Origin of the sequence: Pseudosulfitobacter pseudonitzschiae, from assembly GCF_900129395.1 — a bacterium.
Lineage (GTDB): Bacteria > Pseudomonadota > Alphaproteobacteria > Rhodobacterales > Rhodobacteraceae > Pseudosulfitobacter > Pseudosulfitobacter pseudonitzschiae.
The window spans coordinates 378,298-400,791 of sequence record NZ_FQVP01000004.1 but is presented as its reverse complement, the minus strand read 5'-3'; the positions used below and the strand labels follow the sequence as shown (position 1 = coordinate 400,791).

General features: G+C 62.2%; 23 protein-coding genes. 17 read left to right on the top strand and 6 right to left on the bottom strand.

The genetic code is table 11. The features are described from left to right. The first annotated feature begins 56 nt into the window (after window positions 1–56). Window positions 57–2,021, top strand: coding sequence for an oxidoreductase (locus BUC08_RS13705; RefSeq protein ID WP_037923030.1), 1,965 nt, complete (start codon window positions 57–59; stop codon window positions 2,019–2,021). Window positions 2,022–2,106: 85 nt separating this feature from the next. Here BUC08_RS13705 and BUC08_RS13700 read toward each other — a convergent pair whose 3' ends face one another. Next, window positions 2,107–2,628, bottom strand: coding sequence for a hypothetical protein (locus BUC08_RS13700; protein ID WP_037923029.1), 522 nt, complete (start codon window positions 2,626–2,628; stop codon window positions 2,107–2,109). A gap of 180 nt (window positions 2,629–2,808) precedes the next feature. Between BUC08_RS13700 and BUC08_RS13695 the strand changes: the two genes are divergently transcribed. The 3 genes from BUC08_RS13695 to BUC08_RS13685 all read left to right on the top strand — a co-directional run bounded on the left by BUC08_RS13695 (window position 2,809) and on the right by BUC08_RS13685 (window position 4,616). Next, window positions 2,809–3,096 carry a hypothetical protein gene (locus tag BUC08_RS13695; protein ID WP_037923019.1) on the top strand — a complete coding sequence of 96 codons (288 nt, stop codon included), beginning with the start codon at window positions 2,809–2,811 and terminating at the stop codon, window positions 3,094–3,096. Between the two features lies 1 nt (window position 3,097). Then, window positions 3,098–3,772 carry a winged helix-turn-helix domain-containing protein gene (locus BUC08_RS13690; protein WP_037914801.1) on the top strand — a complete coding sequence of 225 codons (675 nt, stop codon included), beginning with the start codon at window positions 3,098–3,100 and terminating at the stop codon, window positions 3,770–3,772. Between the two features lie 76 nt (window positions 3,773–3,848). Then, on the top strand, window positions 3,849–4,616 hold the full coding sequence (locus BUC08_RS13685; RefSeq protein ID WP_037923018.1) for an HpcH/HpaI aldolase family protein: 768 nt from the start codon (window positions 3,849–3,851) through the stop codon (window positions 4,614–4,616). A gap of 50 nt (window positions 4,617–4,666) precedes the next feature. Here BUC08_RS13685 and BUC08_RS13680 read toward each other — a convergent pair whose 3' ends face one another. Continuing rightward, entirely contained in the window at window positions 4,667–5,806 is a 1,140-nt protein-coding gene (locus BUC08_RS13680) for a DUF3095 domain-containing protein (RefSeq protein ID WP_051694007.1), read from the bottom strand. Window positions 5,807–5,913: 107 nt separating this feature from the next. On the opposite strand from BUC08_RS13680, the gene BUC08_RS13675 reads away from it, so the two are divergent. The 3 genes from BUC08_RS13675 (at window position 5,914) to BUC08_RS13665 (ending at window position 9,942) form a co-directional block, all read left to right on the top strand. Continuing rightward, window positions 5,914–7,086: an MFS transporter gene (locus BUC08_RS13675; protein WP_037923013.1), complete on the top strand. Its 1,173-nt coding sequence runs from the start codon at window positions 5,914–5,916 to the stop codon at window positions 7,084–7,086. A gap of 76 nt (window positions 7,087–7,162) precedes the next feature. After that, the gene (locus BUC08_RS13670) at window positions 7,163–8,185 is read left to right on the top strand and encodes an aspartate-semialdehyde dehydrogenase (RefSeq protein WP_028955422.1); all 1,023 of its coding nucleotides are present in this window, start codon (window positions 7,163–7,165) and stop codon (window positions 8,183–8,185) included. 107 nt (window positions 8,186–8,292) lie between these two features. Then, a complete protein-coding gene (locus BUC08_RS13665; protein WP_037923011.1) occupies window positions 8,293–9,942 on the top strand; it encodes a DUF4139 domain-containing protein in 1,650 nt (549 codons plus the stop codon). A gap of 623 nt (window positions 9,943–10,565) precedes the next feature. Here BUC08_RS13665 and BUC08_RS13660 read toward each other — a convergent pair. Beyond that, window positions 10,566–11,225, bottom strand: a complete 660-nt coding sequence (locus BUC08_RS13660; RefSeq protein WP_037923010.1) for a carbonic anhydrase — start codon at window positions 11,223–11,225, stop codon at window positions 10,566–10,568. Window positions 11,226–11,400: 175 nt separating this feature from the next. Here BUC08_RS13660 and BUC08_RS13655 point away from each other — a divergent pair, with 175 nt between their 5' ends. From BUC08_RS13655 to BUC08_RS13645, 3 genes are all read left to right on the top strand, one after another. Beyond that, the gene (locus BUC08_RS13655) at window positions 11,401–11,781 is read left to right on the top strand and encodes a hypothetical protein (RefSeq protein ID WP_037923009.1); all 381 of its coding nucleotides are present in this window, start codon (window positions 11,401–11,403) and stop codon (window positions 11,779–11,781) included. 69 nt (window positions 11,782–11,850) lie between these two features. Further along, window positions 11,851–13,242, top strand: coding sequence for a leucyl aminopeptidase family protein (locus BUC08_RS13650; protein WP_051694005.1), 1,392 nt, complete (start codon window positions 11,851–11,853; stop codon window positions 13,240–13,242). Continuing rightward, window positions 13,239–14,018, top strand: a complete 780-nt coding sequence (locus tag BUC08_RS13645; protein WP_037923007.1) for a C40 family peptidase — start codon at window positions 13,239–13,241, stop codon at window positions 14,016–14,018. The genes BUC08_RS13650 and BUC08_RS13645 overlap by 4 nt, the downstream gene beginning before the upstream one ends. Window positions 14,019–14,090: 72 nt before the next feature. Here BUC08_RS13645 and BUC08_RS13640 read toward each other — a convergent pair whose 3' ends face one another. Beyond that, complete coding sequence (locus BUC08_RS13640) at window positions 14,091–14,438, bottom strand: DUF2794 domain-containing protein (protein ID WP_028955428.1); 348 nt, start codon at window positions 14,436–14,438, stop codon at window positions 14,091–14,093. A gap of 113 nt (window positions 14,439–14,551) precedes the next feature. On the opposite strand from BUC08_RS13640, the gene paaI reads away from it, so the two are divergent. Continuing rightward, the gene (gene paaI / locus BUC08_RS13635; RefSeq protein ID WP_037923006.1) at window positions 14,552–14,992 is read left to right on the top strand and encodes a hydroxyphenylacetyl-CoA thioesterase PaaI; all 441 of its coding nucleotides are present in this window, start codon (window positions 14,552–14,554) and stop codon (window positions 14,990–14,992) included. Continuing rightward, complete coding sequence (paaK, locus tag BUC08_RS13630) at window positions 14,989–16,290, top strand: phenylacetate--CoA ligase PaaK (RefSeq protein WP_037923005.1); 1,302 nt, start codon at window positions 14,989–14,991, stop codon at window positions 16,288–16,290. Before paaI ends, paaK begins: the two co-directional genes overlap by 4 nt. 82 nt (window positions 16,291–16,372) lie before the next feature. On the opposite strand, the gene BUC08_RS13625 is transcribed toward paaK, so the two are convergent. Both BUC08_RS13625 and BUC08_RS13620 read right to left on the bottom strand, forming a co-directional pair. After that, window positions 16,373–16,792, bottom strand: coding sequence for a hypothetical protein (locus BUC08_RS13625; RefSeq protein ID WP_051694003.1), 420 nt, complete (start codon window positions 16,790–16,792; stop codon window positions 16,373–16,375). Window positions 16,793–16,972: 180 nt separating this feature from the next. Continuing rightward, entirely contained in the window at window positions 16,973–17,590 is a 618-nt protein-coding gene (locus tag BUC08_RS13620; protein WP_037923004.1) for a TetR/AcrR family transcriptional regulator, read from the bottom strand. Between the two features lie 144 nt (window positions 17,591–17,734). Here BUC08_RS13620 and mbfA point away from each other — a divergent pair, with 144 nt between their 5' ends. From mbfA to BUC08_RS13595, 5 genes are all read left to right on the top strand, one after another. Further along, window positions 17,735–18,709, top strand: coding sequence for an iron exporter MbfA (gene mbfA, locus BUC08_RS13615; protein ID WP_037923003.1), 975 nt, complete (start codon window positions 17,735–17,737; stop codon window positions 18,707–18,709). A 34-nt stretch (window positions 18,710–18,743) separates the two neighbouring features. Then, entirely contained in the window at window positions 18,744–19,673 is a 930-nt protein-coding gene (locus BUC08_RS13610) for an AEC family transporter (RefSeq protein ID WP_037923002.1), read from the top strand. Between the two features lie 99 nt (window positions 19,674–19,772). Beyond that, window positions 19,773–20,606: an S-formylglutathione hydrolase gene (fghA, locus tag BUC08_RS13605; protein WP_037922999.1), complete on the top strand. Its 834-nt coding sequence runs from the start codon at window positions 19,773–19,775 to the stop codon at window positions 20,604–20,606. A gap of 8 nt (window positions 20,607–20,614) precedes the next feature. After that, window positions 20,615–22,039, top strand: coding sequence for a Si-specific NAD(P)(+) transhydrogenase (gene sthA / locus BUC08_RS13600; RefSeq protein WP_037922996.1), 1,425 nt, complete (start codon window positions 20,615–20,617; stop codon window positions 22,037–22,039). Then, complete coding sequence (locus BUC08_RS13595; protein ID WP_037922985.1) at window positions 22,036–22,485, top strand: YaiI/YqxD family protein; 450 nt, start codon at window positions 22,036–22,038, stop codon at window positions 22,483–22,485. Before sthA ends, BUC08_RS13595 begins: the two co-directional genes overlap by 4 nt. Window positions 22,486–22,494 lie beyond the last annotated feature (9 nt).

The window sequence follows — 22,494 nt, the reverse complement described above, 5'->3', positions numbered from 1 at the left end:
TTTATGAGGTATCCCGCGCGGGTCATGCTGGAGATTGCCAGATCAGGAATTCCGCCATGACCGCACCCAACGCCAACGATCCGCTGTTGTCCCCGTTCACATTGGGCAAGGTGCATTTGCGCAACCGGATCGTCAGCACCAGCCACGCGTCGATGAATGACGACGGCGGTATGCCCGGCGACCGCTACCAGGCCTATCACGAGGAAAAGGCGCGCGGCGGGCTGGCCATGACGATGATCGGCGGCAGCGCCATGGTCTCACGCGATTCCAGCTGGGGCGGCGGACAGCTGGATTTCAGCAGCGACCGCATCATCCCCTATCTGCAAAACCTGTCGTCGCGGGTGCACGGCCAAGGTGCCGCGGTGATGACCCAGATTTCGCATCTGGGCCGTCGGGCCAATGCATTCCACGGCGACTGGACCCCCGTGATAGCCCCCTCGCCCATCCGCGAAGTGCGCAGCCGCAGCTTTCCGCGCGAAATGGACCGTGACGACATCGACCGGGTGATCTCCGACTACGCCAGCGCCGCCAAACGCGCGCAGGACGGCGGGCTGGACGGTGTGGAAACCCTGTGCGGGGGCCATCTGATCGGTCAGTTCATGTCGCCCCTTGCCAACCAGCGCACCGACGCATTTGGCGGATCGTTGGAAAACCGCGCCCGTTTCGGGCTGATGGTTCATGAAGCAATCCGCGACGCGGTCGGGGCCGACTTTGCCGTTGGCATCCGTCTGGTCATCGACGAAGGCACACCCGGCGGGCTGACCGCCGACGACGGTATCGCGTTGGCGCAGATGTTCGAGCGCGAAGGATTGCTTGATTTCTTTGATGCGATTTACGGGCGGATGGACAGCGACCTGATCCTGTCCGAGGACAACATGCCGGGCATGTTCCAACCCGATGCGCCCTACCTGTCGTCGGTCGAACAGTTCCGCAAGGAAGTGAACCTTCCGGTGATCCACGCAGGGGGCATCCGCGACACCGCCACCGCCCGCCATGCCATCCGCGCAGGCATTGTCGATCTGGTCGGCATGACCCGCGCACACCTGACCGATCCGCATCTGGTGCAACACCTGCTGAACGGGACGGAAGACACCATTCGCCCCTGCGTCGGCTCCTCTTACTGCCTGTACAAAAAAGCGACCTGCATCCACAACGCGGCCACCGGCAACGAGTTGAAAATCCCCCATACCGTCACACCGGCAGAAACGCCGGGCCGCGTCGTTGTTGTTGGCGGGGGTGTTGCCGGGCTGGAGGCTGCGCGGGTCGCTGCACTGCGTGGTCATGCTGTCGTAATGCTTGAGGCGGCGTCGCAATTGGGAGGGCAGTTGCGTCTGGCGGCGCGCGCCTCCGAACGGGCCAACATGATTGGCATCGTCGACTGGCGCATTGCCGAACTCGCACGGCTTGGGGTCGAGGTGCGCACCAACTGCTATGCAGATTTGCAGGACGTGCTGGCCGAAAACCCGGACACGGTATTTGTCGCCACCGGCGGCCTGCCCGACCTTGGACAGATCGAGGGCGCGGATTTCTGCCAGAACACCTGGGACTTCCTGTCTGGCACCTTACCACCCGCCGCCGAGGTTCTGATCCACGATGGCACTGGCCGCGCGCCAGCCCCCTCCTGTGCGTTGCTGGCCAGAAAATCGGGCAGCAGCGTCACCTTTGCCACCAGCGATGGCGTGGTCGGGCAGGAAATGCCCTATCAAGACGGCACCGGCTTTCGGAAACGCTTTGCCGAGCAGGGGATTCAAATCCTGGGTGATCTGGACCTGCTGCGCGTCGAGCAAGCGGGGGCGCGGCTCAGGGCGACTTTTGTGCACTGTTTCAGCGGCCATTTACACACCATCGAGACCGACCAGATCGTGGTCGAACGCGGAACACAAGCGCTAAACGAACTTTATCACGAACTGAAAGCTTCGGACGCGTTCAACGGCGTAGTCCACCTTTTGGGCGACGCGGTGGCATCACGCGATGTGCACGCCGCCATACGCCACGCATATGTGGTCGCTTTGACCACCTGACGTAAAAAGGGGGAAGGTGCCCGAACACCCTCCCCCAAGTTAGACCGGAAACAGGGACCCATCCCCGGTCATGACTCCGCCTTTGTTAGCGGCGGGCCAATTGGTAGCCACGGTGACGCAGACATTGCGCGTCATAGCCCTTGCCAAATCCGTACTGGTCGCGAAAGCGCAGTGCGCAGGCCTGGGGCAGGCTGTTGGTATAGCGATAGTTGCTCGACAGGCATTTGCCGCCGAACCCGTTGATCTTGCCCTGACGGGTCTGGAAGGTGCGCAGGCAGGCCTGGGGCAAAAGCTTGCGATTGTCCGCGCGCGGCGGCAACGGACGCGGGCGCGGCGGCAGCGGGTGATAACCGGGGCGGTCATGGGGACGGTAACCGGGGCGATCATAGGGTCGGTGGTTGTCATAGCGCGTCACGTTATCATCCTTGCGGGAATTGTGGATCACCGCGCCCACAATCGCGAGGCCCAGGATGGCAGCCAGCGCGCGGGCGGTGTCATCCTGATCGGCGGCCGCAGGCGCGGCGGACAGACCGGTGATGGCGATGGACAAGCCCGCGACGAGGGCGATGAACTTGCGGTGCAGGGACCGAGGTGTGAAAACCGGCATGACGTATTCCTTTCAGACAGGATTTTGTTTTTGGTGGCCCGGCCTGCATGGCTGAACCGTGGATCAAGGATGGGTCTCCAGCCCCCGGTCACACAATAACAGCCCGTTGTTATCCAATATCAGCCGTCCGAAACCCCTGTTGTTATTGAATATCGCGCGCGCAAGGCGCACAGTCGCATCATGAAACACATTCTCCTTTCCCTTGCCTGTGCCGCCCTTCTGGCCGCACCGGTGGCGGCCCAGGCCGCCGATTGCTTTGCCGATTACAAGGCAAAGAAGGACAACCCCTTGCGCCTGCATTACGGTGTGGCGCAGGTGTCGGCCTGTGACCGTGGTGCGGCGCAGGCCGAGCTGAAGAACCGTCTGGCCGCCAGCGGCTGGACGTTGTTGCAGATCATGTCTGTGTTCGGCCCCGAAGGCCTTGATCAAAGGAAAGACAGTGCCGGACAATATTTCCTCCGCTTCTGAAATGCGCCAGACCGGCGAGCGGCTGGTGCTGGGCGGGATCGCGGCGATTGTCGCGATCCTGCTGGCGGCCGCCATCGTGTTGTTCCTGACCCTGCCCGACGCCGGTGCCTTTAACGCCCAGGTCGAGCGGATCTTTGTCGAAAACGCCGACCTGACCAGCCAGTCCGAGATCAAACTGCTTGAGATCCTCGCGCAGTCGGGCACCGCCTTTTCCGACACACTGACCAGTTACCGGTTCATCATCTTCGTTCTGCTGACCTTTGCGACCGCCATGCTGGTGGCCGCACTGGTGTTTCTGGTGATGCTGGTCGTCATGGGGCGCAGCCTGAAGCAGATCGAACGCGCGGGCATCGAGGTGAATTCGCTGCTGATCAGCCGCGAGGAAAACACCGTTTACCTGAACAACCTTGGCTTCAAGCTGACCGACGCGGCGATGGAAACCATGTCGATCCTGGCCGAGGCGCGGATGGACGACGACGTGCTGTCCGGCGTCGAGATCGAGGCGATCATCTCGGGCCGCGATGCGTCGGATTGCGAAGAAGCCGCAGGGGCCACCCGCATCAAGCGTCTGCGCGACACGCTGGGCAACCAGATCGTCAGCGAACTGCTGGTCAAGAACATTGCGCGGCGCGGATATATGCTGGCGGTGGGCAAGGACGTGATCAAGGTGATCTGACCTGCCAACTCGCTCTGGTCAAAGTTGCAAGGCGCGCTCTAAGGTGCGCCTCGCATACACCCCGGAGGAGAAACCGATGCCAGCCCCGATCAATACGTTCAAACAAGCCCTCGCCAACGGTGAAACCGTCATCGGATCGTGGCTCAGCCTTGGCACGGTCAACACGACCGAACTGATGGGCACCATGGGCTTTGACTGGCTGCTGATCGACGGCGAGCATACACCCTATGACATCTCGAACCTGCGCAACCAGCTTATGGCGCTTGAGGCGTCGCCGTCGCACGCCGCCGTGCGCGTGCCATCGGGCGAGACGTGGATGATCAAACAGGTGCTGGACGTGGGCGCACAAACCGTGCTGGTCCCCATGGTCGAAAGCGCCGAGCAGGCGCGCCAACTGGTGCGCGCGATGAAATACCCGCCCTTCGGCAATCGTGGTGTCGGCTATTCCAGCACCCGCGCCGCAGGCTTTGGCGGCATCCCCGACTACGGCCAGACGGCGGACGACCAGACTTGCCTGCTGGTGCAGGTGGAAAACCGCGCCGGTCTGGCCGCGTTGGACGAAATCCTGACCATCGACGGCATTGACGGCGTGTTCATTGGCCCCGCCGACCTGTCTGCCGACCTGGGATACATGGGCCAGCTCAGCCACCCCGACGTGATGGAGGTTATCCTGGACGCCACCCGCCGGATCGCCGCAGCGGGCAAAGCTCCCGGAATCCTCAGCGGTGACGAGGCCGTGCTGACCGCCGCCATAGAGGCCGGCGCACGCTTTGTTGCCGTCAGCATTGACGCTTCACTGCTGGCCAACGCCGCCCGCGCCTCGGCAAAGCGCTGGGTCAAGTGAGCCAAATCCCCAATTGTTCTGGATAAAAGCATCAAAACCCGGCGGCAGCCTCAGATGCTGCCGCCCTTGATCTGCGCTGCAGCCTGAGTATAGCCGCCCGCCGCCCCGTCGATGAAATGCACGTGATCGTCACGCATCATCGAGGGCACGATGCAGGTCATCATCGCCTCGCTCTGGCTGTGCATCCCATAGCGGATCGTACCTGCCTTGCGGGCATTTTCCAGGATGTCCGTCAACCGCGCCGCGGTGGCGTCGTCACAGTCCAGCGTCATCTTCAACCCGTCGTCGAACTTGCGAAAGTCCGCATTCTCCCCGACGGACCGGGCATAGCTGCGCGCATCGAAGCCGCCGATTTTCAGGCCGGTCCTGATCAGCACCCAGGCCAGGAAGCTCTCGAACAGGATCTGCCGCTTGCGTTTGGCCACGGTCATTTTGCCATGGGTGGCGCGGGCCTCGATCTCGGCGCCTGCGGGTGGCCAGCCTGCACCGGGTCCGTCGACGGGTGCGGGGTGACCGTTGCGCTCCAGATCGCCGACCACTTTCAACACATCCCGGATCAAGGCCGCGACGGCTGTGTCATCCGCGCCTTCTTCCGGCTGGATCAAGATTGACAGGATCTGCCCGTTGCGCGCCTTCATCTGGCTCCAGCGGCAGGACAGGCCGGTCAGGTCAGGCTGGGTGCCTGCAGGTGCATGGGGCAGGTCGAACTGACCGCGCTTCATCTCGGCCTCGGCCCAGCTGATCCCGCCACCGGTGAACATGGCGTAATCCACACCCTGTGCGGCCTGATACCGTGCCACAGCGACGTCGCGTCCCGCGCTGCGGATCGCGGCCACCGGCACCATTGCCACGCGCAGGGTCAGGCCGAATTCCTCGGCGGCCCAGACACGCACCTCGGACAATGCCTGCGCCGCTGCGTCGGCATGTTCGGCCGGACAGGCAAAGGCCGCCCCGTCGCCGCCAAAGATGAAAGGAAACGCACGTCCTTTTGCCAGGTTGATCTGCGCCGAGATCACCGCGGCGCCGATCATGTTGACCGTCTTGTAACGCCCTTCGGCAATCGCCTGCGTGGACCCCACGATATCTGATGCACCCACCACCCAGTCATCGGGCAACGGCGTATAAAGCGACTGATCTGACAGCTTGGCAAAGGCGTCCTGCAGGGGCAGCTGATCATAGAAGTCGCTCATCCGGTCTCTCGCTTTCTGCTCTCGCGGCATGCTTGCCCTTATACCCACTCTTGCACGGGCGTGGTGTCCGTGTAACCAAGCTTCACCAAAGCTTGAAAGGCCGTACCATGCGTTCCGGACTGTTTCTTCTGGCGCTGGCCTATGTGCTGAGCCAATTTTTTCGCGCCTTTCTTGCGGTGTTGGCCGGTCCGCTTGAAAGCGATCTGGGCCTGACACCGGATGATCTGGCCTTTGCTTCGGGCCTTTGGTTCCTGTCTTTTGCTGCCATGCAGCTTCCTGTCGGTTGGGCGCTGGACACCATCGGCCCGCGGCGCACTGCAGCCACTTTGCTGCTTGTGGGCGGCGGTGGCGGGGCAGCGCTGTTCGCGATGGCGACAAACGCGGTGCACATCGACATTGCCATGGTGCTGATCGGGATCGGCTGTTCGCCGGTGCTGATGGCATCCTATTACATTTTCGCCCGCGAATTTCCGCCCCTGCAATTTGCCACGCTGGCGGCGTTGATGGTCGGCGTTGGAACCGTGGGCAATCTGATCGCATCCTACCCCATGGCCATGTCCGCAGAGATGATCGGCTGGCGCGCGTCCATGGGCGGGCTGGCTTCATTGTCGGCAGCAGTGGCCATAGGCGTGGCGCTGACCGTGCGCGACCCCGCCAAGCCCGAGAGCGATCTGCGTGGATCGGTGTTCGACCTGCTGAAAATGCCGGTGCTGTGGCTGATCCTGCCGCTGACCTTCGTCCACTATGCCCCCGCCGGAGCCATCCGCGGGCTGTGGATCGGCCCCTATCTGCGCGATGTCTTTGACGCCAGCCAGTCCCAGATCGGCATGGCGACACTTATGATGGGCCTGGCGATGATCGCGGGCGTGGTCATGTATGGCCCGCTCGACCGGCTGGTGGGCAGCCGCAAATGGGTGAACTTTACCGGCAATGCGCTGACCGCCGCCGTGGTGCTGACCCTGTGGGCGTTGCCACAGCCCGGCATGTGGACTGCCGTGGCACTGATGTGTGCCGTAGGCCTGTTCGGAGCGTCCTTCCCGGTCATGATCGCCCACGGTCGCAGCTTTGTGCCGCCCCATCTGACCGGGCGTGGCGTGACCCTGCTGAACCTCTTTGGCATCGGCGGTGTCGGGCTGATGCAATTCGCCTCTGGACGGCTGCACGCAGGCGCGCAGGGCGGCGATGTGGCGGCACCCTATGCGGCGATTTTCGGGTTCTTCGGGCTGGCTTTGGTCGCCGGTCTGGCCGTCTACCTGTTTTCCCGCGACAACACCGCCTGAAAGGCGGGCGCGTGCCCCTTTCAACGGGGGACCAAGCGGTATATGGACGCCAAGCACCCAATAATGGAGAATCGCAATGGGTTATCGCGTCGTCGTCGTTGGCGCCACCGGAAACGTGGGCCACGAAATGCTGAACATCCTGGCAGAACGCCAGTTCCCGGTGGATGAAATCACCGCTCTGGCCAGCCGCAAGTCGTTGGGCACGGAGGTCAGCTTTGGCGACAAGACACTCAAGACGAAGGATCTCGATACGTTCGATTTCACGGGCTGGGACATTGCGTTGTTCGCGGTAGGATCGGAAGCGACCAAGAAATACGCGCCCATTGCCGCCAAGGCGGGCTGCTATGTCATTGATAACTCGTCGCTCTATCGCTACGACGCTGACATTCCGCTGATCGTGCCCGAGGTGAACCCCGAGGCCATCGAACTGGCCGTCAAGCGCAAGATCATCGCCAACCCCAACTGTTCGACTGCACAGATGGTCGTGGCGCTGAAGCCGTTGCACGACCGTGCACGCATCAAGCGCGTTGTTGTCAGCACTTACCAGTCGGTATCCGGTGCGGGCAAAGAAGGCATTGACGAGCTGTGGGACCAGACCAAGTCGATGTACAACCCCACCGATGACAAGCCTGCGCGCAAGTTCACCAAGCAGATTGCGTTCAACGTGATCCCGCACATCGACGTGTTCATGGACTCGGGCGAGACCAAGGAAGAGTGGAAGATGGTCGCGGAGACGAAGAAAATCGTCGACCCGTCCATCAAGGTCACGGCAACCTGCGTGCGGGTTCCGGTCTTTGTCGGCCACTCGGAAGCGATTAACATCGAGTTCGAAGAGTTCCTGGACGAGGACGAAGCCCGCGATATCCTGCGTGAGGCACCCGGTGTCATGGTGATCGACAAGCGCGAAGACGGTGGTTATGTCACGCCGGTTGAATGCGTTGGCGACTTTGCCACGTTCATCAGCCGCATCCGTCAGGACAGCACCATCGACAACGGTCTGAACCTGTGGTGCGTCAGCGACAACCTGCGCAAGGGCGCCGCCCTGAACGCGGTTCAGATCGCCGAAGTGCTGGGCCAGCGGATTTTGAAAAAGGGCTGAATTCCGCCGAAATATGTACAGATTTCAAGGGGCGCTGCACGGCGCCCCTTTTCTTTTGGGCGCTGCTTTTGCACGCTGGACCCATTGATTTTCAAAAGGTCCCCGATATGCGCTTTGCCATTTTAGCCCCCGTCGTTTCCCTTTCTGCCCTACTGGCCCCGCTGGCGCTGTGGGCTGACACGCTGACCGTCGACAGCGCGCCCAGCGCCGTGACGGTCTATCCCTATGGCGCGCAAGTGACACGCACGGCCACGGTGACGTTGCCGCAGGGCACCCATGACCTGGTGCTGCCCGACCTGCCGCAAAACGTCGATCCGGGCCGCATTTCGGTCAAGCTGGCGGGTGCGCAATTGCAGTCGGTGTCGTTCCGCGACCGCAACCAGCCCCCCGGCCCCGATCAGGACACACCCGAAGTGACCGCCGCGCGGGATGCGTTGAAGGCGGCGGAAACCGCGTTGGGCGCGCTGGATGACCGTATTGCGCTGGCGCAGGTGGCCGTGCAGGCGGCCAAGGCCCAGACCGATTTCCTGACCGCGCTTGGCACCTCCGAGGCGCTGCCGATGGATGTGGCGACCCTGCGCGAACTGGCACAGATGATCGGGGATCAGACCCTTGTGGCAGGTCAGGTCGCCGGACAGGCGCAAACGTCGATCCGCATCCTGATGGAAGAACGCAAGGACCGCACCGAGGATGTGGCTGACGCACAGGCCGCGCTGGATGCGTTGCTGACGGCCGATCAGGACCGCACCCGCCTGACCCTGACCGCAACCGCGCAGGCCGCGGGCGAGGCGACGGTCGAGGTCAGCTATCATGTGGATGATGCCGCCTGGGCCCCGGTCTATAACCTGCGCCTGACAACGGGCGACACGTCATCTGTGGAACTGGAACGCGGCGCGGCCGTGCGGCAGTACAGCGGCGAGGATTGGGGCGACGTGTCGATGACACTTGCGACGGTCCAACCCAGTGGCCAGACGTGGCCCGGAACGATCTATTCGGACCTACGACGTATCGAGGACCCGGCCAAACCCAAGGCCCGCATGAACGCGGAAGCGGCGTTGGGGGCAGCCGCTGACATGGCGCCACCGTCGCCAGTGCCCGAGACCATACAGGAACCGGCCATGGCCGTCGCAATGTTGGATGGTCCCAGCGTTCAATATGCCTTTCCCCTGCCCGTCAGCGTGGCCAACGGTGCCGACGACGTCCGTATCGCGCTGGACAAGGTCGGTTTTGACGCCGACGTCTACGCCCGCGCGGTGCCGCTGAGCGACAGCGTTGCCTACCGCATGGCGCGTATGACCAACACCACGCAGGAACAGCTGCTGGGCACCGACCTTGCCACCGCCTTTGTGGATGGGCAGATGGTCGGGCAATTCAACTTTGCCCCCGTAGCACCCGGTCAAGAGGTCGATATCGCCTTTGGCCCCATCGAAACCCTGCGCCTGAACCGTGTGCGCCTGAACCGCAACGAAGGCGACCGGGGCATCATCTCGCGGTCCAACGAGATCACCGAAGCGACGCGCATCGACATCGAGAACACGGGCGCGAAACCGTGGCGGGTCGAATTGTTCGACCGTGTGCCGGTGTCCGAGCAGGAAGACCTTGAGATCGACTGGAGCGCGCAACCTGCCCCCACCGTCACCGACCACGAGGACCGCAAAGGGGTCCTGATGTGGGACTTGACAGTGGCCCCCGGTGACGAATCGAATGTGACGCTGGAGGTGGATATGAGCTGGCCCGAGGGGAAAATCCTGCGCTGACCGGATGTGCGCGTTGCAAAGCTTACCCCGCTGTTAACCACAGTCGGCCTGAGCAGCCGAGAAAACACAAGGCCGGAGGATTTGTTTTGTCCGGCATATATACGGTAAGATGTTGATTCCAATTAACTATTTGAAATTCTCACAAACTAACCGCGCTGTTTAACGATTGGCGCAAACAATCCTTAACACCTGTCGGGCTATGGTGTTTCTGTCGACGGATGTAACGCATTGCGACGCGACAGCATCCCGCTGACATCGGCCGCCCGTGTGGGGACATGGGACAACGGCCACAGGTAACTACGGCTCCGGGGGGAGTCTGATTTCGATGCGGCTCCGGGGGGAGCCGACCAGCCAGTGCCGCAAAAGCGCACTTGGCGAAAGCCGCCGCAAGCGGACGCGCTTTCGAACCATAGTTCACATGCCTTCAATCAAAAACGATGATTGTCAGCTGCCATATCGGTTCAGGGGTGGACCGGCGTCGGCTGTTCAAGGTCAGGCCCAGGGTACTGCGGCGGTTGCTTTGCGCTCCGCCGGGTGCAGTCCCCAGACAGGCCGGACGCGCATGGAACATAAATTCAAAAGCGGCGATGCTGTGGGAGGCATCGCCGCTTTTTTCTTGGGGTTCAGATTGTCGAGACCGGCAGGAACTTCTTGTCCTGATGGTTGTAATACTCCAACCCGCCCTCGCCGATGTCCATCCACAGCCCGTGCATCGTCAACTCACCCGATTTCAGGCGATCGGCCACAAAGGGGAAGGTCAGCAGGTTTTCGAGCGACGCAACAACCGCGTGTTTCTCAAGCTGCTGGATTTGCACCTGCGGGTCCGTCTCATCCGCGACCAGATCGTATTTCGGACGCAGGATATCCATCCAGCGGCCCACAAAGCTGGTTTTTTCTTCCAGCTCGGGCGCTTTGCCCTGACACATGTCGATGCATCCTTTGACGCCGCCACAGTTCGAATGACCCATCACGATCAGATGCGCCACTTTCAGAACTGTCACCGCGTATTCGACCGCGGCAGATGTGCCGTGATGGTCGCCGTCCGGCTCGTAGGGCGGGACAAGGTTGGCGATATTGCGGTGGATAAAGAATTCGCCCTGGTCCGCGCCAAAGATCGACGTGACGTGCACGCGGCTGTCACAGCACGAGATCATCATTGCACGCGGGCGCTGCCCTTCGTTGGCCAAGCGGCGATACCAGGCCTGATTGTCGGCATATCCGGTGGCTTTCCACCCATTATAGCGTTGCAGCAGATAGCTGGGCAGTGGCTTCACATTATGCATCTGTAACGGTCCTCTCACTTGAGCCTCGGGGCGGGTGAGGCCCGCGATACAGCGAATTGTTCTGAATTTCGAGAGAAAATCGTCGCCTGCCCCACCGCATGTCAACCAAATGCAAACCCGTAAAGCCCTAAGGTGCGCAAAGGGCCGTGGGGGTCCATCAAGGGGTGACCGAGACATGAGCTATGTGACTAAAATCAATCCATCCGAACCTGTGGCCGTCAACAACGCCAGACTGGGTGCGCTGTATGCCGAAATGGGCGAGGTGTCTGCCGAAGATATCCTGTGTCGCGCCATGGAAGAGCTGGCGCTGCGCATGTCGCATTGCGAGCGGCTGTTTCGCACGGACGATCATGCGGGCCTGCGCAAAAGCGCGCGGTCACTGATCGCCATCGCCGAACAGATCGGCATGGATGTGCTGGCCCGGGTGGCGGGCGACGTAACCTATTGCATCGATCGCAAGGACACGGTGGCGCTGGCCGCCACGGTGAACCGGCTGATGCGCACCGGCGAAGGGTCGCTGACGGCGGTCTGGGACCTGCAGGACATCACGCTTTAGGTCAGGCAGGGCTTGCGGGCCGCCGCAGGCCCGTTAGGTTGTGCGCAATCTCCTAACAAGGTTGCGCACATGCCCCTGACCCAGTCCACATTCACACGCACCGACACCGCCATTCCGCTGATCGTCGTTCCCGAAGACACCTGTGCCGACTGGCTGGCGTCGCTGGACGCGCCTGCACAGGCCTGGGCCGAAACCACGGGCTTTGCCGGCAAGATCGGGCAGGCGCTGGTGATCCCTGACATGGACGGGGCGGTGCAACTGGCCGCTGTCGGCTATGGCTCTGCCACGGATCGCGGGCGCGGGCGGTTCCATGTGGCGGCCGCGCTGCCCAAATTGCCCGCCGGCACCTATGATCTGCGCGGTGATTTGTCCGCCAGCGCGCTAGAGGCCGAGGCCCTGGGCTGGCTGCTGGCCTCCTATCGGTTTGACCGCTACTGCGCCCAGAGCCCGGCCCGCGCGTTGCTGATCGCACCCGAGGGCGTCGATTCAACCCGTATCGAGGCCATCGCTGCGGGCGAGGCGCTGACCCGCGATCTGATCAACACGCCCGCCTCCGACATGGGGCCGCCGGACCTTGAGGCAGCGGCCAAGCAACTGGCCGAAGACTTTGGCGCGGATATGACAGTGACCGTTGGCGACGACCTGCTGACCGACAACTTTCCCATGATCCACGCTGTTGGCCGCGCCGCCGACCGCGCGCCGCGCCTGATCGACATGACCTGGGGCACGGCGGGTCCAAAGCTGACGCTGGTGGGCAAGGGCGTGTGTTTCGACACCGGCGGGCTGAACCTGAAGCCGGGTGCGTCGATGGGCCTGATGAAAAAGGACATGGGCGGGGCGGCCGCGGTGCTGGGCCTGGCCCGCATGATCATGGCGCTTGAACTGCCGTTGCAATTGCGCGTGCTGATCCCTGCGGTGGAAAATTCGGTCGCAGGCAATGCCTTCCGCCCGCAGGATATCCTGACCTCGCGCAAGGGGCTGACGGTCGAGATCAACAACACCGACGCCGAGGGCCGTCTGGTTCTGGCCGACGCGCTGGCGCTGGCGGATGAGGGCAAGCCCGACCTAATCGTGTCGATGGCCACGTTGACCGGTGCCGCCCGTGTCGCCGTGGGGCCGGATCTGGCGCCCTACTATGTCGACGATCTGTCGCTGGTCACGGCCTTGGAACAAGCCGCTGAGGCGGTCAGCGATCCGGTCTGGCGGATGCCGTTCCACGCCCCCTACGAGGCGATGATCGAACCCGGCATCGCCGATCTGGACAACGCGCCCAAGGGCGGCTTTGCCGGGTCGATCACCGCTGCCCTGTTCCTGCGCCGCTTTGTCACCGACACGCCCCGCTACATGCATTTCGACATCTACGGCTGGCAACCGTCCGAAGCGCCCGCCCGTCCCAAGGGCGGCTTGGGCCAAGGTACGCGGGCACTGCTTGCGGCACTGCCTGCGGTGCTCAAACTATGACCGACCGTCGCAGCACGCCCAATCCCGCGTGGGTCGACAGCAGCGCACCTGCGCAGATCGGTGTGGCGCTGACCGACCTGCTGGACGCCCCGAATGGCATCCGCGACCGGCAGCTGGTCTACGGCGATCCGGTCACTGTTTTGGGCGCACAGGACGGGCACAGCTATGTCCGTGCTGACCGGGACGGCTACATAGGCTTTGTGCCCACCGCGGCGCTGGCCGAGGCCACGCCACACACCCACCGCATCATCGCCCGCGCCAGCCACGCCTATGCGCGCGCTGACATGAAGTCGCCAGACCGGGTGGCGCTCAGCTTTGGCAGCCGCCTGACGGCGCTGTCCGAAACGCCGAAGTTCATCGAAACCACCGCAGGATTCATTCCCAAGCAGCACATTGCGCCCGAAGGGCAATGGCACGACGATCCCGCCGCCATCGCCGCGCTATTCATTGGCACGCCCTACCTGTGGGGCGGCAACTCGGGCACCGGCATCGATTGTTCAGGCCTTGTTCAGGCCGCCTGCCTGGCCTGCAACATCCCCTGCGACGGCGACAGCGACCAACAGGCGCGCAACCTGGGCACCACCCTGCCCGAAGGCACCCCGCCCCAGCGCAACGATCTGTTCTTCTGGAAAGGTCACGTCGCGCTGGTCTATGACGCCAATACCCTGATCCATGCCAATGCGCACCATATGTCCACAACCTTCGAACCGATCAGCGACGCGCTGGCCCGTATCGAACAATCAGATAGCGGACGCACAGCGCACAAACGCCTCTGATTTCATCTTGCCAGAAAACTCCGGGGGAGGCGCGCAGCGCCGGGGGCAGAGCCCCCAAACACGCGTGCGATCTCACTCGACCGCGCGGATCAGTTTGCGCTCCAGCACACGCAGCACGGTTTTCAGGTCCGCACCGCGTCGCAAGATCTGCCCGTCCATGCCGATTACCGCATACATGCCCTGTTTGCCCCGCAGTTTGGGGCGCTTTTCGATGCGGTACATCGGATGTTCGGCGGTGCGGCGGAACACGGAAAACACGGCAACGTCGCGCAGACAGGAAATCCCGTAGTCACGCCATTCGCCTGCCGCCACCATCCGGCCATAGAGCGACAGGATCAGCGCCAATTCGGGGCGCTGGAACGCCACCTGTGGGCTGGGCATCTCGCGCAGATTGACGGGGGGTGGCGTGTGCAATGTCATGCTATAACAGTTGCGTTGAAAACCGCGCAAATCAAGCCCCTTCAACGGCATGAGACTTGAAAGCGTTACAGTTTGCAGGCAACTTGACTAAACTTGGAAACATGAGGTGATCCATGACCCCGCAAGACCGCGCCGAACGCAGTGCCCGCGAGATGCTGCAAGGCGATACCGCCAGCCAGACGCTGGGCATGACGATCACCGAAATCGCACCGGGGCAGGCCACTTTGACCATGCCGGTCAACGACACCATGTTGAACGGGCACGGCATTTGCCACGGTGGCTATATCTTCACGCTGGCTGACAGCGCCTTTGCCTTTGCCTGCAACACCTACAACCAGCGCACCGTCGCGCAGCAGAACCAGATCACCTACCTGGCCCCCGGCCAGCCGAACGACACCCTGACCGCCCGCGCGGTCGAGGTGTCGCGTACCGGACGGTCGGGCATCTATGACGTGACTGTGACCGCAAGCGACGGCACCACGCTGGCGCTGTTTCGCGGCCTGTCGCGCACGATCAAAGGCCAGATTTTCCCTGAGGAGGAGGGCAACACATGAAAGACCTGACACCGGACAAGGCAAGCCTTGATCCGATCGAGCTTGCCTCGCGCGATGAAATCTCGGCCTTGCAGCTTACGCGGCTGAAATGGTCGCTGAACCACGCCTATACGAACGTTCCGCATTACAAACAGGCTTTTAACGCTGCGGGCGTACACCCCGACGATCTGCACAGCCTGTCGGACCTGTCCAAGTTTCCGTTTACCGTGAAACAGGATTTGCGTGACAACTACCCGTTTGGCATGTTTGCCGTGCCGCGCGAACAGGTCTCGCGCATTCACGCCTCGTCGGGCACCACGGGCCAGCCCACTGTTGTCGGCTATACCCGCAACGATCTGGATGTCTGGGGCAGCGTTGTCGCCCGCAGCCTGCGCGCCTCGGGCCTGCGCCCCGGCGATCTTTTGCACAACGCCTATGGTTACGGGCTGTTCACCGGCGGTCTGGGCATCCATCTGGGTGCTGACAAACTGGGCCTGTCCACCGTCCCGATCTCGGGCGGCATGACACCGCGCCAGGTGCGTCTGATCGAGGATTTCAAACCCGACGGCATCACCGTCACGCCATCCTATACGTTGTCGATCCTGGACGAATTCAACGCCCAGGGGCTGGACCCCCGCGATTGCTCGATGAAGGTCGGCATTTTCGGCGCCGAACCCTGGACCAACGCCATGCGCCGCGAAATCGAGGATGCCTTTGATATGCACGCGGTCGACATTTACGGCCTGTCCGAAATTATGGGGCCGGGTGTCGCCAACGAATGCGTCGAGACCAAGGACGGGCTGCACATCTGGGAGGATCATTTTTATCCCGAGGTCATCAACCCGGAGACCGGCGAACTGGTCGCCGACGGCGAACAGGGCGAGCTGGTCTTTACCTCGCTGACAAAGGAAGCCTTCCCGATCATCCGCTACCGCACCCGCGATCTGACGCGCCTTTTGCCGGGAACCGCCCGCAGCATGCGGCGGATGGAAAAGATCACAGGCCGCTCTGACGACATGATCATCCTGCGCGGCGTCAACGTCTTCCCGACCCAGATCGAGGAATGCCTGATGGCCACCGCCGGACTTGCGCCCCACTTCCAGATCGAGCTGACCAAGCCGGGACGGATGGACCAGCTTTGCGTTCTGGCCGAAGTGGCGGACGCATCGGTGCTGGGTGACGCACGGGACGCGGCGGCCAAGGCGCTGTCGGACCGGATCAAGCAGATCATCGGCATTTCGGTCAAGGTGCAGGTGTCCGACGTGGGCGGCGTGGCCCGCTCCGAAGGCAAGGCCGCGCGGATCATCGACAAACGGTGAATGGTTTGGGGGCGTGGTCCTGCGCTGTGCCCCTGAACCTGCCGGCTGGGTATGGACCGAAAGGTATCTTGCGCGTGCGCCGTCAGCGCAGGTCCGAGACCGTGCCCACCGGATACACCAGACAGGGATCAAGAAGGATCTGCGTGTCGGAATAGCGGTTATAGCCGCCCGCGAACATGATCTCCTTGCCCGTGATTTCCTGCGGGGCATAGGTGACGCACATGACCTGTATGCCCTCGGGCGCGCACATGATCAGATAGGCCAGCGCTCCGTCCCAATGGTTTTCGATGATCGCGCCCGTGATGTTCATTGTGATCCTGCCGTTGTAGTCCGGCACGCGATCAATCCAATTCGCAATGGTTTCGCAGGTTGCTGGCGTCCCAAAGCCCTCGCCCTGTCGAAACGGTCCCTCTTCATCAAAAAGTGGCGTGTCGTCAGCCAGGACAGGCGACGCCAATAGCGCCAGGACCCCGATGATTGCCGGAAAGCAGGTGGACGGCATTTTGTGCGTTCTTTGCGGTTGAAGGACGGATTTGCGAATCCGGTGATCCGAAAGGTTCTGTGCCTGAATTCTACGACCTGACAGGGATTGCTGCAAATGTGGCATCCGCCAGGTTCCGCTTGCCGCGACCAATCATGCCGCGGGGACGTGATTCAGATACAACAGGATTGTCCAACCCCGTCACGCACCATAGCGCGCCATGAACATCTCGACGGCGCCGGTCACGACGCGGTCGATGTCCTGTTGGGTCACGCCGTCCATGACGCCAAAGATCAGACGTGGCCACAAATCGGCCTTGCACAGCTCGCCGAACTGATCGGCGGCCAGTTGCATATCATCGATCACCAACTCGCCCCGCGCCACGGCGGATTCAAAGTAGCGAATCAATTCACCCTTCATCACCATCGGACCCGAGGCATAGAACTGTCGGCCCAGATCGGGGAATCGTTCGCTTTCTGCGACACAGATGCGGAACATCTGTCGGCCAAAGGTCGAGGTGAGAAAAGCCAGCAAATGCCGCGCCGCCTGGTCCAGAACCTCGCGCGGATGGCCGCAACTGTTGATCATGTCCACCGCGGCTTGCGACTGACGCCGACATTCGCCTGCGGCGACCTCCATGAACAAAAGCCGTTTGTCGGGGAAATAGCTGTACAGCGTCGCCTTGGACACGCCCGCCACCTTGGCGATCTGGTCAACGCTGGCGCCCTCGAACCCGTCCACCAGGAACACCGACCGCGCGCCTTCAAGAACCTGATCGAACTTGCGGCCTTTGCGGATGGTGGAACTGTATGTGTTCATGAGACTCTTACCTTGGGTGCACCAGATATAAACTGCTTGGTTCAGTTCGCACAGCACATTCCCGCAAGACTTCACTTTTGCTTGTGAAGCGGATGGCGTCGCGTATATTAGAATCATTCTAATAAAGATGCAGAAAGATCTCCCATGCGCTTCAACCTTGCCCGCAAACGGTTTCGCGATCTGGACGAACAGGAAATTCTGGCGCTGGCGATTTCCTCCGAGGAAGACGACGCGCAGATTTATCGCGGTTATGCCGAGAGCCTGCGCGCCGATTACCCGGCAAGCGCGGCTGTATTCGATGGCATGGCCGCCGAGGAAGATACCCACCGCCAACGCCTGATTGACCTGCACAGCGCCCGCTTTGGCTCGGTGATCCCGCTGATCCGGCGCGAGCATGTCTCGGGTTTCTATGCCCGCCGCCCGGTCTGGCTGACACATAACCTGGGTCTGGAGCGCATCCGCGCCGAAGCCGCCGCGATGGAGCATGATGCCGAACGGTTCTATCTGGCCGCTGCTGCGCGCACGCAGGATGCCGACACGCGCAAACTGCTCGGCGATCTGGCCGCCGCCGAAGCAGGCCACCAGACGGCCGCCGAGGATCTGCACGACCAGCACCTGACCGAACAGGCGCGCGCGACCGAAGATGCCGTCGAGCGCCGTCAGTTCATCCTGACATGGGTGCAACCGGGGCTCGCGGGGTTGATGGACGGGTCGGTGTCTACGCTGGCGCCGATCTTTGCCACCGCCTTTGCCACGCACAACACATGGACCACATTCCTGGTGGGCCTTGCCGCATCCATCGGTGCGGGCATCTCGATGGGCTTTACCGAGGCGGCATCGGACGATGGTGCGTTGTCGGGGCGCGGTTCGCCGATCAAACGCGGGCTGGCTGCCGGGGTCATGACCACGCTGGGCGGGCTGGGTCACGCGCTGCCCTACCTGATCACCGACTTCTGGACTGCAACGACGGTCGCCTTTGTCGTGGTGTTCATCGAACTGTGGGCCATCGCCTGGATTCAGAAAACCTACATGGACACGCCTTTCTGGCGCGCGACCTTACAGGTGGTTCTGGGCGGCGCGCTGGTCTTTGCGGCGGGGGTTTTGATCGGCAGCGGATAGACAGCCTGCAAATGGCACGTTATCCCTGTGCCCAATGTTGGCCATCTTCCTCAAGACGTTGCCGTTTTTCGCGCTGATCGGCCTGGGTTACTGGGCCGGACGCGCGCGTTTTTTCAGTCAGGAGGCGACCGCCTATCTGACCAAATTCGTGTTCTACTTTGCCCTGTCGGCCATGCTGTTCCGGTTTTCCGCCAACCTTGGACTGGCCGAAGTCTGGAACGGGCGGCTCGTGGCGGCCTATCTTTGGGGCACGCTCTTTGTCTACGGGATTGCCACGATCGTCGGCTACCTGCGCCACCAAAGCACCGAGGTCACCGCCATCGAGGCGCAATGTGCGGTCATCGGCAACACCGGTTTTCTGGGCGTGCCGATGCTGACCCTGTTGCTGGGCGAGGCGGCCATCGGCCCCGTGGTGCTGGCGCTGGCTGTTGACCTGATCGTGTTCTCCTCGCTGATCGTGATCCTGATCACCGCCGCACGCGAGGGCGAAATCCGTCTTGGCATCTTCAAGGCCGTTGCCATCGGACTGCTGAAAAACCCGATGATCGTGGCGATCACGCTGGGCTTTGTCTGGTCCGCGTTGCATATCCCGATCCCTGCACCCATGAACGAATTCCTCAGCATTCTGGGTGCGGCCGCCACGCCCTGCGCGCTGTTCGCCATCGGCGCGTCGCTGGCCAGCAAATCCGCCGAACGGCTGTCGGTCGCAGGCTGGCTGAGCTTTTGCAAGCTGGTGCTGCACCCGGCCTTTGTCGCCTTTGGCGCGATCTTCCTGTTCTCGGTCGATACATTCTCGGCCACCGTCATCATCTCGGCCGCAGCGCTGCCGGTGGCGGGCAACATCTTTATGCTGGCGCAGCACTATGGCGTGGCGCCCCAGCGGGTGTCGGCGGCCATTCTCGTCTCGACCGCCATCAGCATTGTCACCGTATCGCTGATCATCGGCTGGCTGACGGCAGCCTGACGCGTCTTTTGGCCGGAAATGTCCCCGCCGGAGGCACCCGTCCTTGCCGCCCGCGCCGCCACCCGCTAGCCATGCGCTAACCTTCAAAGGAGCACCGATATGAAAACCGTTTCCGAAAACACCTGTTTTGGCGGCACCCAGGGTGTCTATTCCCACGCCTCCGACGCCTGCAGTTGCGACATGACCTTTGGCCTGTTCCTGCCCGAAGAAGCGCGCGACGGGCCGGTGCCGGTGCTGTGGTATCTTTCGGGGCTGACCTGCACCCACGAAAACGCCATGACCAAGGCGGGCGCTCAGGCCTGGGCCGCCGAACATGGCATCGCGCTGGTTTTCCCCGACACTTCGCCGCGCGGCGAGGATGTGGCCGACGACGATGCCTATGACATGGGCAAAGGTGCAGGTTTTTACGTGGATGCGACGCAAGACCCTTGGAAACCGAATTTCAACATGTGGACCTATATTGCAGAAGAACTGCCCAATCTGATCGGGGAGAATTTTGCGGTGGACATGAACCGGCAGGCGATCACCGGCCATTCGATGGGCGGACACGGTGCGCTGACGCTGGCGATGGGCCTGCCCGGGCGCTACCGCTCGGTCTCGGCCTTTGCGCCGATCTGCAATCCCGCGGGCAGCGATTGGGGCCGCAAGCAGCTTCAGGGCTATCTGGGGGATGACGAATCCACATGGGCGCGCCATGACGCCAGCCTGATGATGACTGAAAAAGGCTTTGACGGCCCCATTCTGGTCGACACCGGCACCAATGACCAGTTCATCGACCTTTTGAAACCCGAAGCTTTGGCCAACGCGGTTACAAAGCGTCGCCAACAGGCCACGCTGCGGCTGCAACCAGGCTATGATCACAGCTACTTTTTCGTCTCGACCTTCATGGAGGATCACGTGGCCTTCCACGCAGAGGCGCTTTACGCAGATTAAGGACGCCCATGTCGCACTATGATCTTGTCATTATCGGGTCCGGCCCCGCAGGCCGGTCCGCCGCTATTCAGGCGGGCAAGCTGAAACGCCGCGTGCTGGTCATCGACCGGCGCGACCGTCTGGGCGGAGTCTCGGTGCACACCGGCACGATCCCGTCCAAGACCCTGCGCGAAACCGTGCTGAACCTCAGCGGCTGGCGCGAGCGCAGCTTTTACGGGCGGTCCTATCGCGCGCGTCAGGATATCGGGGCCGAAGACCTGCGTGCGCGGCTGCACATGACACTGGATTACGAGGTGGACGTGCTGGAACACCAGTTCGCCCGCAACCACGTCGATACCCTGCATGGTGCGGCCCGTTTTCTTGACCCGCATACCATCGAGGTGGACACCGAAGCCGGGGAAAAGACCCAGATCACCGCCGACAAGTTCCTGATTTCCACAGGCACCCGTACCTACCGTCCTGACAATGTGCCGTTCAACGGGCGCACGGTGGTGGACAGCGACGATTTTCTCGACATGCAGGAAATTCCGCGCAGCCTGATTGTCATTGGCGCGGGTGTGATCGGCGTGGAATATGCCACCATGTTCGCCGCGCTGGATGTGCGCGTCACCCTGATCGAACCACGCGACAGCTTCCTGGACTTCATCGACACCGCCACCATTCAGGAATTCATGCATGAAATCCGAGAAAACGGCGTTGATCTGCGGCTGGGTTCCGCGGTGGACAAGATCGAGGATGCAGGCCCCCATATCGAGGTCAGCCTGTCCAACGGTCGCCATGTGCGCGGCGAGATGTTGTTGTTCGCCGCCGGACGCATGGGGGCCACCGACCAGCTGAACACGGCGGCGGCCGGGCTTGAGACCGACCATCGGGGGCGGCTGAGTGTGGATCGCAAGACCTATCAGACCAATGTGCCGCATATTTATGCAGCCGGTGATGTGATCGGCCACCCTTCGCTGGCCTCGACCTCGTTGCAACAGGGGCGCGTTGCGGCCTGTCACGCGCTGGACACCCCGACGCTGGAAGAAAGTCCGTGGTTTCCCTATGGCATCTACTCCGTTCCCGAAATCAGCACCTGCGGCATGTCCGAGGAAGAGATGCAGGAGCGCGGCATCGCCTACGAGGTTGGAATTGCCCGTATGCGTGAGACGTCACGCGGGCATATCATGGGGCTGGAACATGGCATGCTGAAAATGCTGGTCAGCCTGAAAACCCGCCGGGTTCTGGGTGTGCAGATCGTCGGCGAAGGGGCGACCGAGCTGATCCACATCGCGCAGGCGGTGCTGAACCTGAAGGGGACGGTGGATTATTTCGTGCAGAACACGTTCAATTATCCAACGCTGGCAGAGGCTTACAAGATTGCGGGGCTGGATGCCTTTAACCGCATGCCGATCCCTGAACAGTATAAAACACCGCGCAAGGGCACCGAATGAGCCTGTATATCGACGCCGACGCCTGCCCGGTCAAAGCCGAGGCTGAACGGGTTGCCACGCGGCACAGGCTGAAGATGTATGTGGTGTCGAACGGCGGGCTGCGTCCGTCGCAGAACCCGCTGGTGGAAACCGTTATCGTGCCCGAGGGGCCGGATGTCGCCGACATGTGGATTGCCGACCGCGCTGGCCCCGGCGATGTCGTGGTGACGGGTGATATTCCCCTGGCCGCCAAATGCGTCGAGGCGGGTGCGCAGGTGTTGAAACACAACGGCGAACCGCTGACGCAGGCCAACATCGGCAACGTGCTGGCCACCCGCGATCTGATGACCGATCTGCGCAGCGCCGATCCCTTTCGCATGGGCGGCGGCAAAGGCTTTACAAAGGCCGACCGCTCACGTTTTCTGGACGCACTGGAGCGGGCAATCCGCGCCGCAGCAAAGACATAAAGCGCCCCT

What these genes read in the sequence shown, in the direction of transcription:
- fghA (WP_037922999.1), top strand. Translation starts at nt 19,773, where the DNA reads ATGAAAACCGTTTCCGAAAACACCTGTTTTGGCGGCACCCAGGGTGTC.
- BUC08_RS13650 (WP_051694005.1), top strand. Translation starts at nt 11,851, where the DNA reads ATGCCCCTGACCCAGTCCACATTCACACGCACCGACACCGCCATTCCG.
- BUC08_RS13675 (WP_037923013.1), top strand. Translation starts at nt 5,914, where the DNA reads ATGCGTTCCGGACTGTTTCTTCTGGCGCTGGCCTATGTGCTGAGCCAA.
- paaK (WP_037923005.1), top strand. Translation starts at nt 14,989, where the DNA reads ATGAAAGACCTGACACCGGACAAGGCAAGCCTTGATCCGATCGAGCTT.
- BUC08_RS13705 (WP_037923030.1), top strand. Translation starts at nt 57, where the DNA reads ATGACCGCACCCAACGCCAACGATCCGCTGTTGTCCCCGTTCACATTG.
- paaI (WP_037923006.1), top strand. Translation starts at nt 14,552, where the DNA reads ATGACCCCGCAAGACCGCGCCGAACGCAGTGCCCGCGAGATGCTGCAA.
- BUC08_RS13670 (WP_028955422.1), top strand. Translation starts at nt 7,163, where the DNA reads ATGGGTTATCGCGTCGTCGTCGTTGGCGCCACCGGAAACGTGGGCCAC.
- mbfA (WP_037923003.1), top strand. Translation starts at nt 17,735, where the DNA reads ATGCGCTTCAACCTTGCCCGCAAACGGTTTCGCGATCTGGACGAACAG.
- BUC08_RS13640 (WP_028955428.1), bottom strand. Translation starts at nt 14,438, where the DNA reads ATGACATTGCACACGCCACCCCCCGTCAATCTGCGCGAGATGCCCAGC.
- BUC08_RS13595 (WP_037922985.1), top strand. Translation starts at nt 22,036, where the DNA reads ATGAGCCTGTATATCGACGCCGACGCCTGCCCGGTCAAAGCCGAGGCT.
- BUC08_RS13695 (WP_037923019.1), top strand. Translation starts at nt 2,809, where the DNA reads ATGAAACACATTCTCCTTTCCCTTGCCTGTGCCGCCCTTCTGGCCGCA.
- BUC08_RS13690 (WP_037914801.1), top strand. Translation starts at nt 3,098, where the DNA reads ATGCGCCAGACCGGCGAGCGGCTGGTGCTGGGCGGGATCGCGGCGATT.
- BUC08_RS13700 (WP_037923029.1), bottom strand. Translation starts at nt 2,628, where the DNA reads ATGCCGGTTTTCACACCTCGGTCCCTGCACCGCAAGTTCATCGCCCTC.
- BUC08_RS13620 (WP_037923004.1), bottom strand. Translation starts at nt 17,590, where the DNA reads ATGAACACATACAGTTCCACCATCCGCAAAGGCCGCAAGTTCGATCAG.
- BUC08_RS13665 (WP_037923011.1), top strand. Translation starts at nt 8,293, where the DNA reads ATGCGCTTTGCCATTTTAGCCCCCGTCGTTTCCCTTTCTGCCCTACTG.
- BUC08_RS13680 (WP_051694007.1), bottom strand. Translation starts at nt 5,806, where the DNA reads ATGAGCGACTTCTATGATCAGCTGCCCCTGCAGGACGCCTTTGCCAAG.
- BUC08_RS13660 (WP_037923010.1), bottom strand. Translation starts at nt 11,225, where the DNA reads ATGCATAATGTGAAGCCACTGCCCAGCTATCTGCTGCAACGCTATAAT.
- BUC08_RS13685 (WP_037923018.1), top strand. Translation starts at nt 3,849, where the DNA reads ATGCCAGCCCCGATCAATACGTTCAAACAAGCCCTCGCCAACGGTGAA.
- BUC08_RS13655 (WP_037923009.1), top strand. Translation starts at nt 11,401, where the DNA reads ATGAGCTATGTGACTAAAATCAATCCATCCGAACCTGTGGCCGTCAAC.
- BUC08_RS13645 (WP_037923007.1), top strand. Translation starts at nt 13,239, where the DNA reads ATGACCGACCGTCGCAGCACGCCCAATCCCGCGTGGGTCGACAGCAGC.
- BUC08_RS13625 (WP_051694003.1), bottom strand. Translation starts at nt 16,792, where the DNA reads ATGCCGTCCACCTGCTTTCCGGCAATCATCGGGGTCCTGGCGCTATTG.
- sthA (WP_037922996.1), top strand. Translation starts at nt 20,615, where the DNA reads ATGTCGCACTATGATCTTGTCATTATCGGGTCCGGCCCCGCAGGCCGG.
- BUC08_RS13610 (WP_037923002.1), top strand. Translation starts at nt 18,744, where the DNA reads ATGTTGGCCATCTTCCTCAAGACGTTGCCGTTTTTCGCGCTGATCGGC.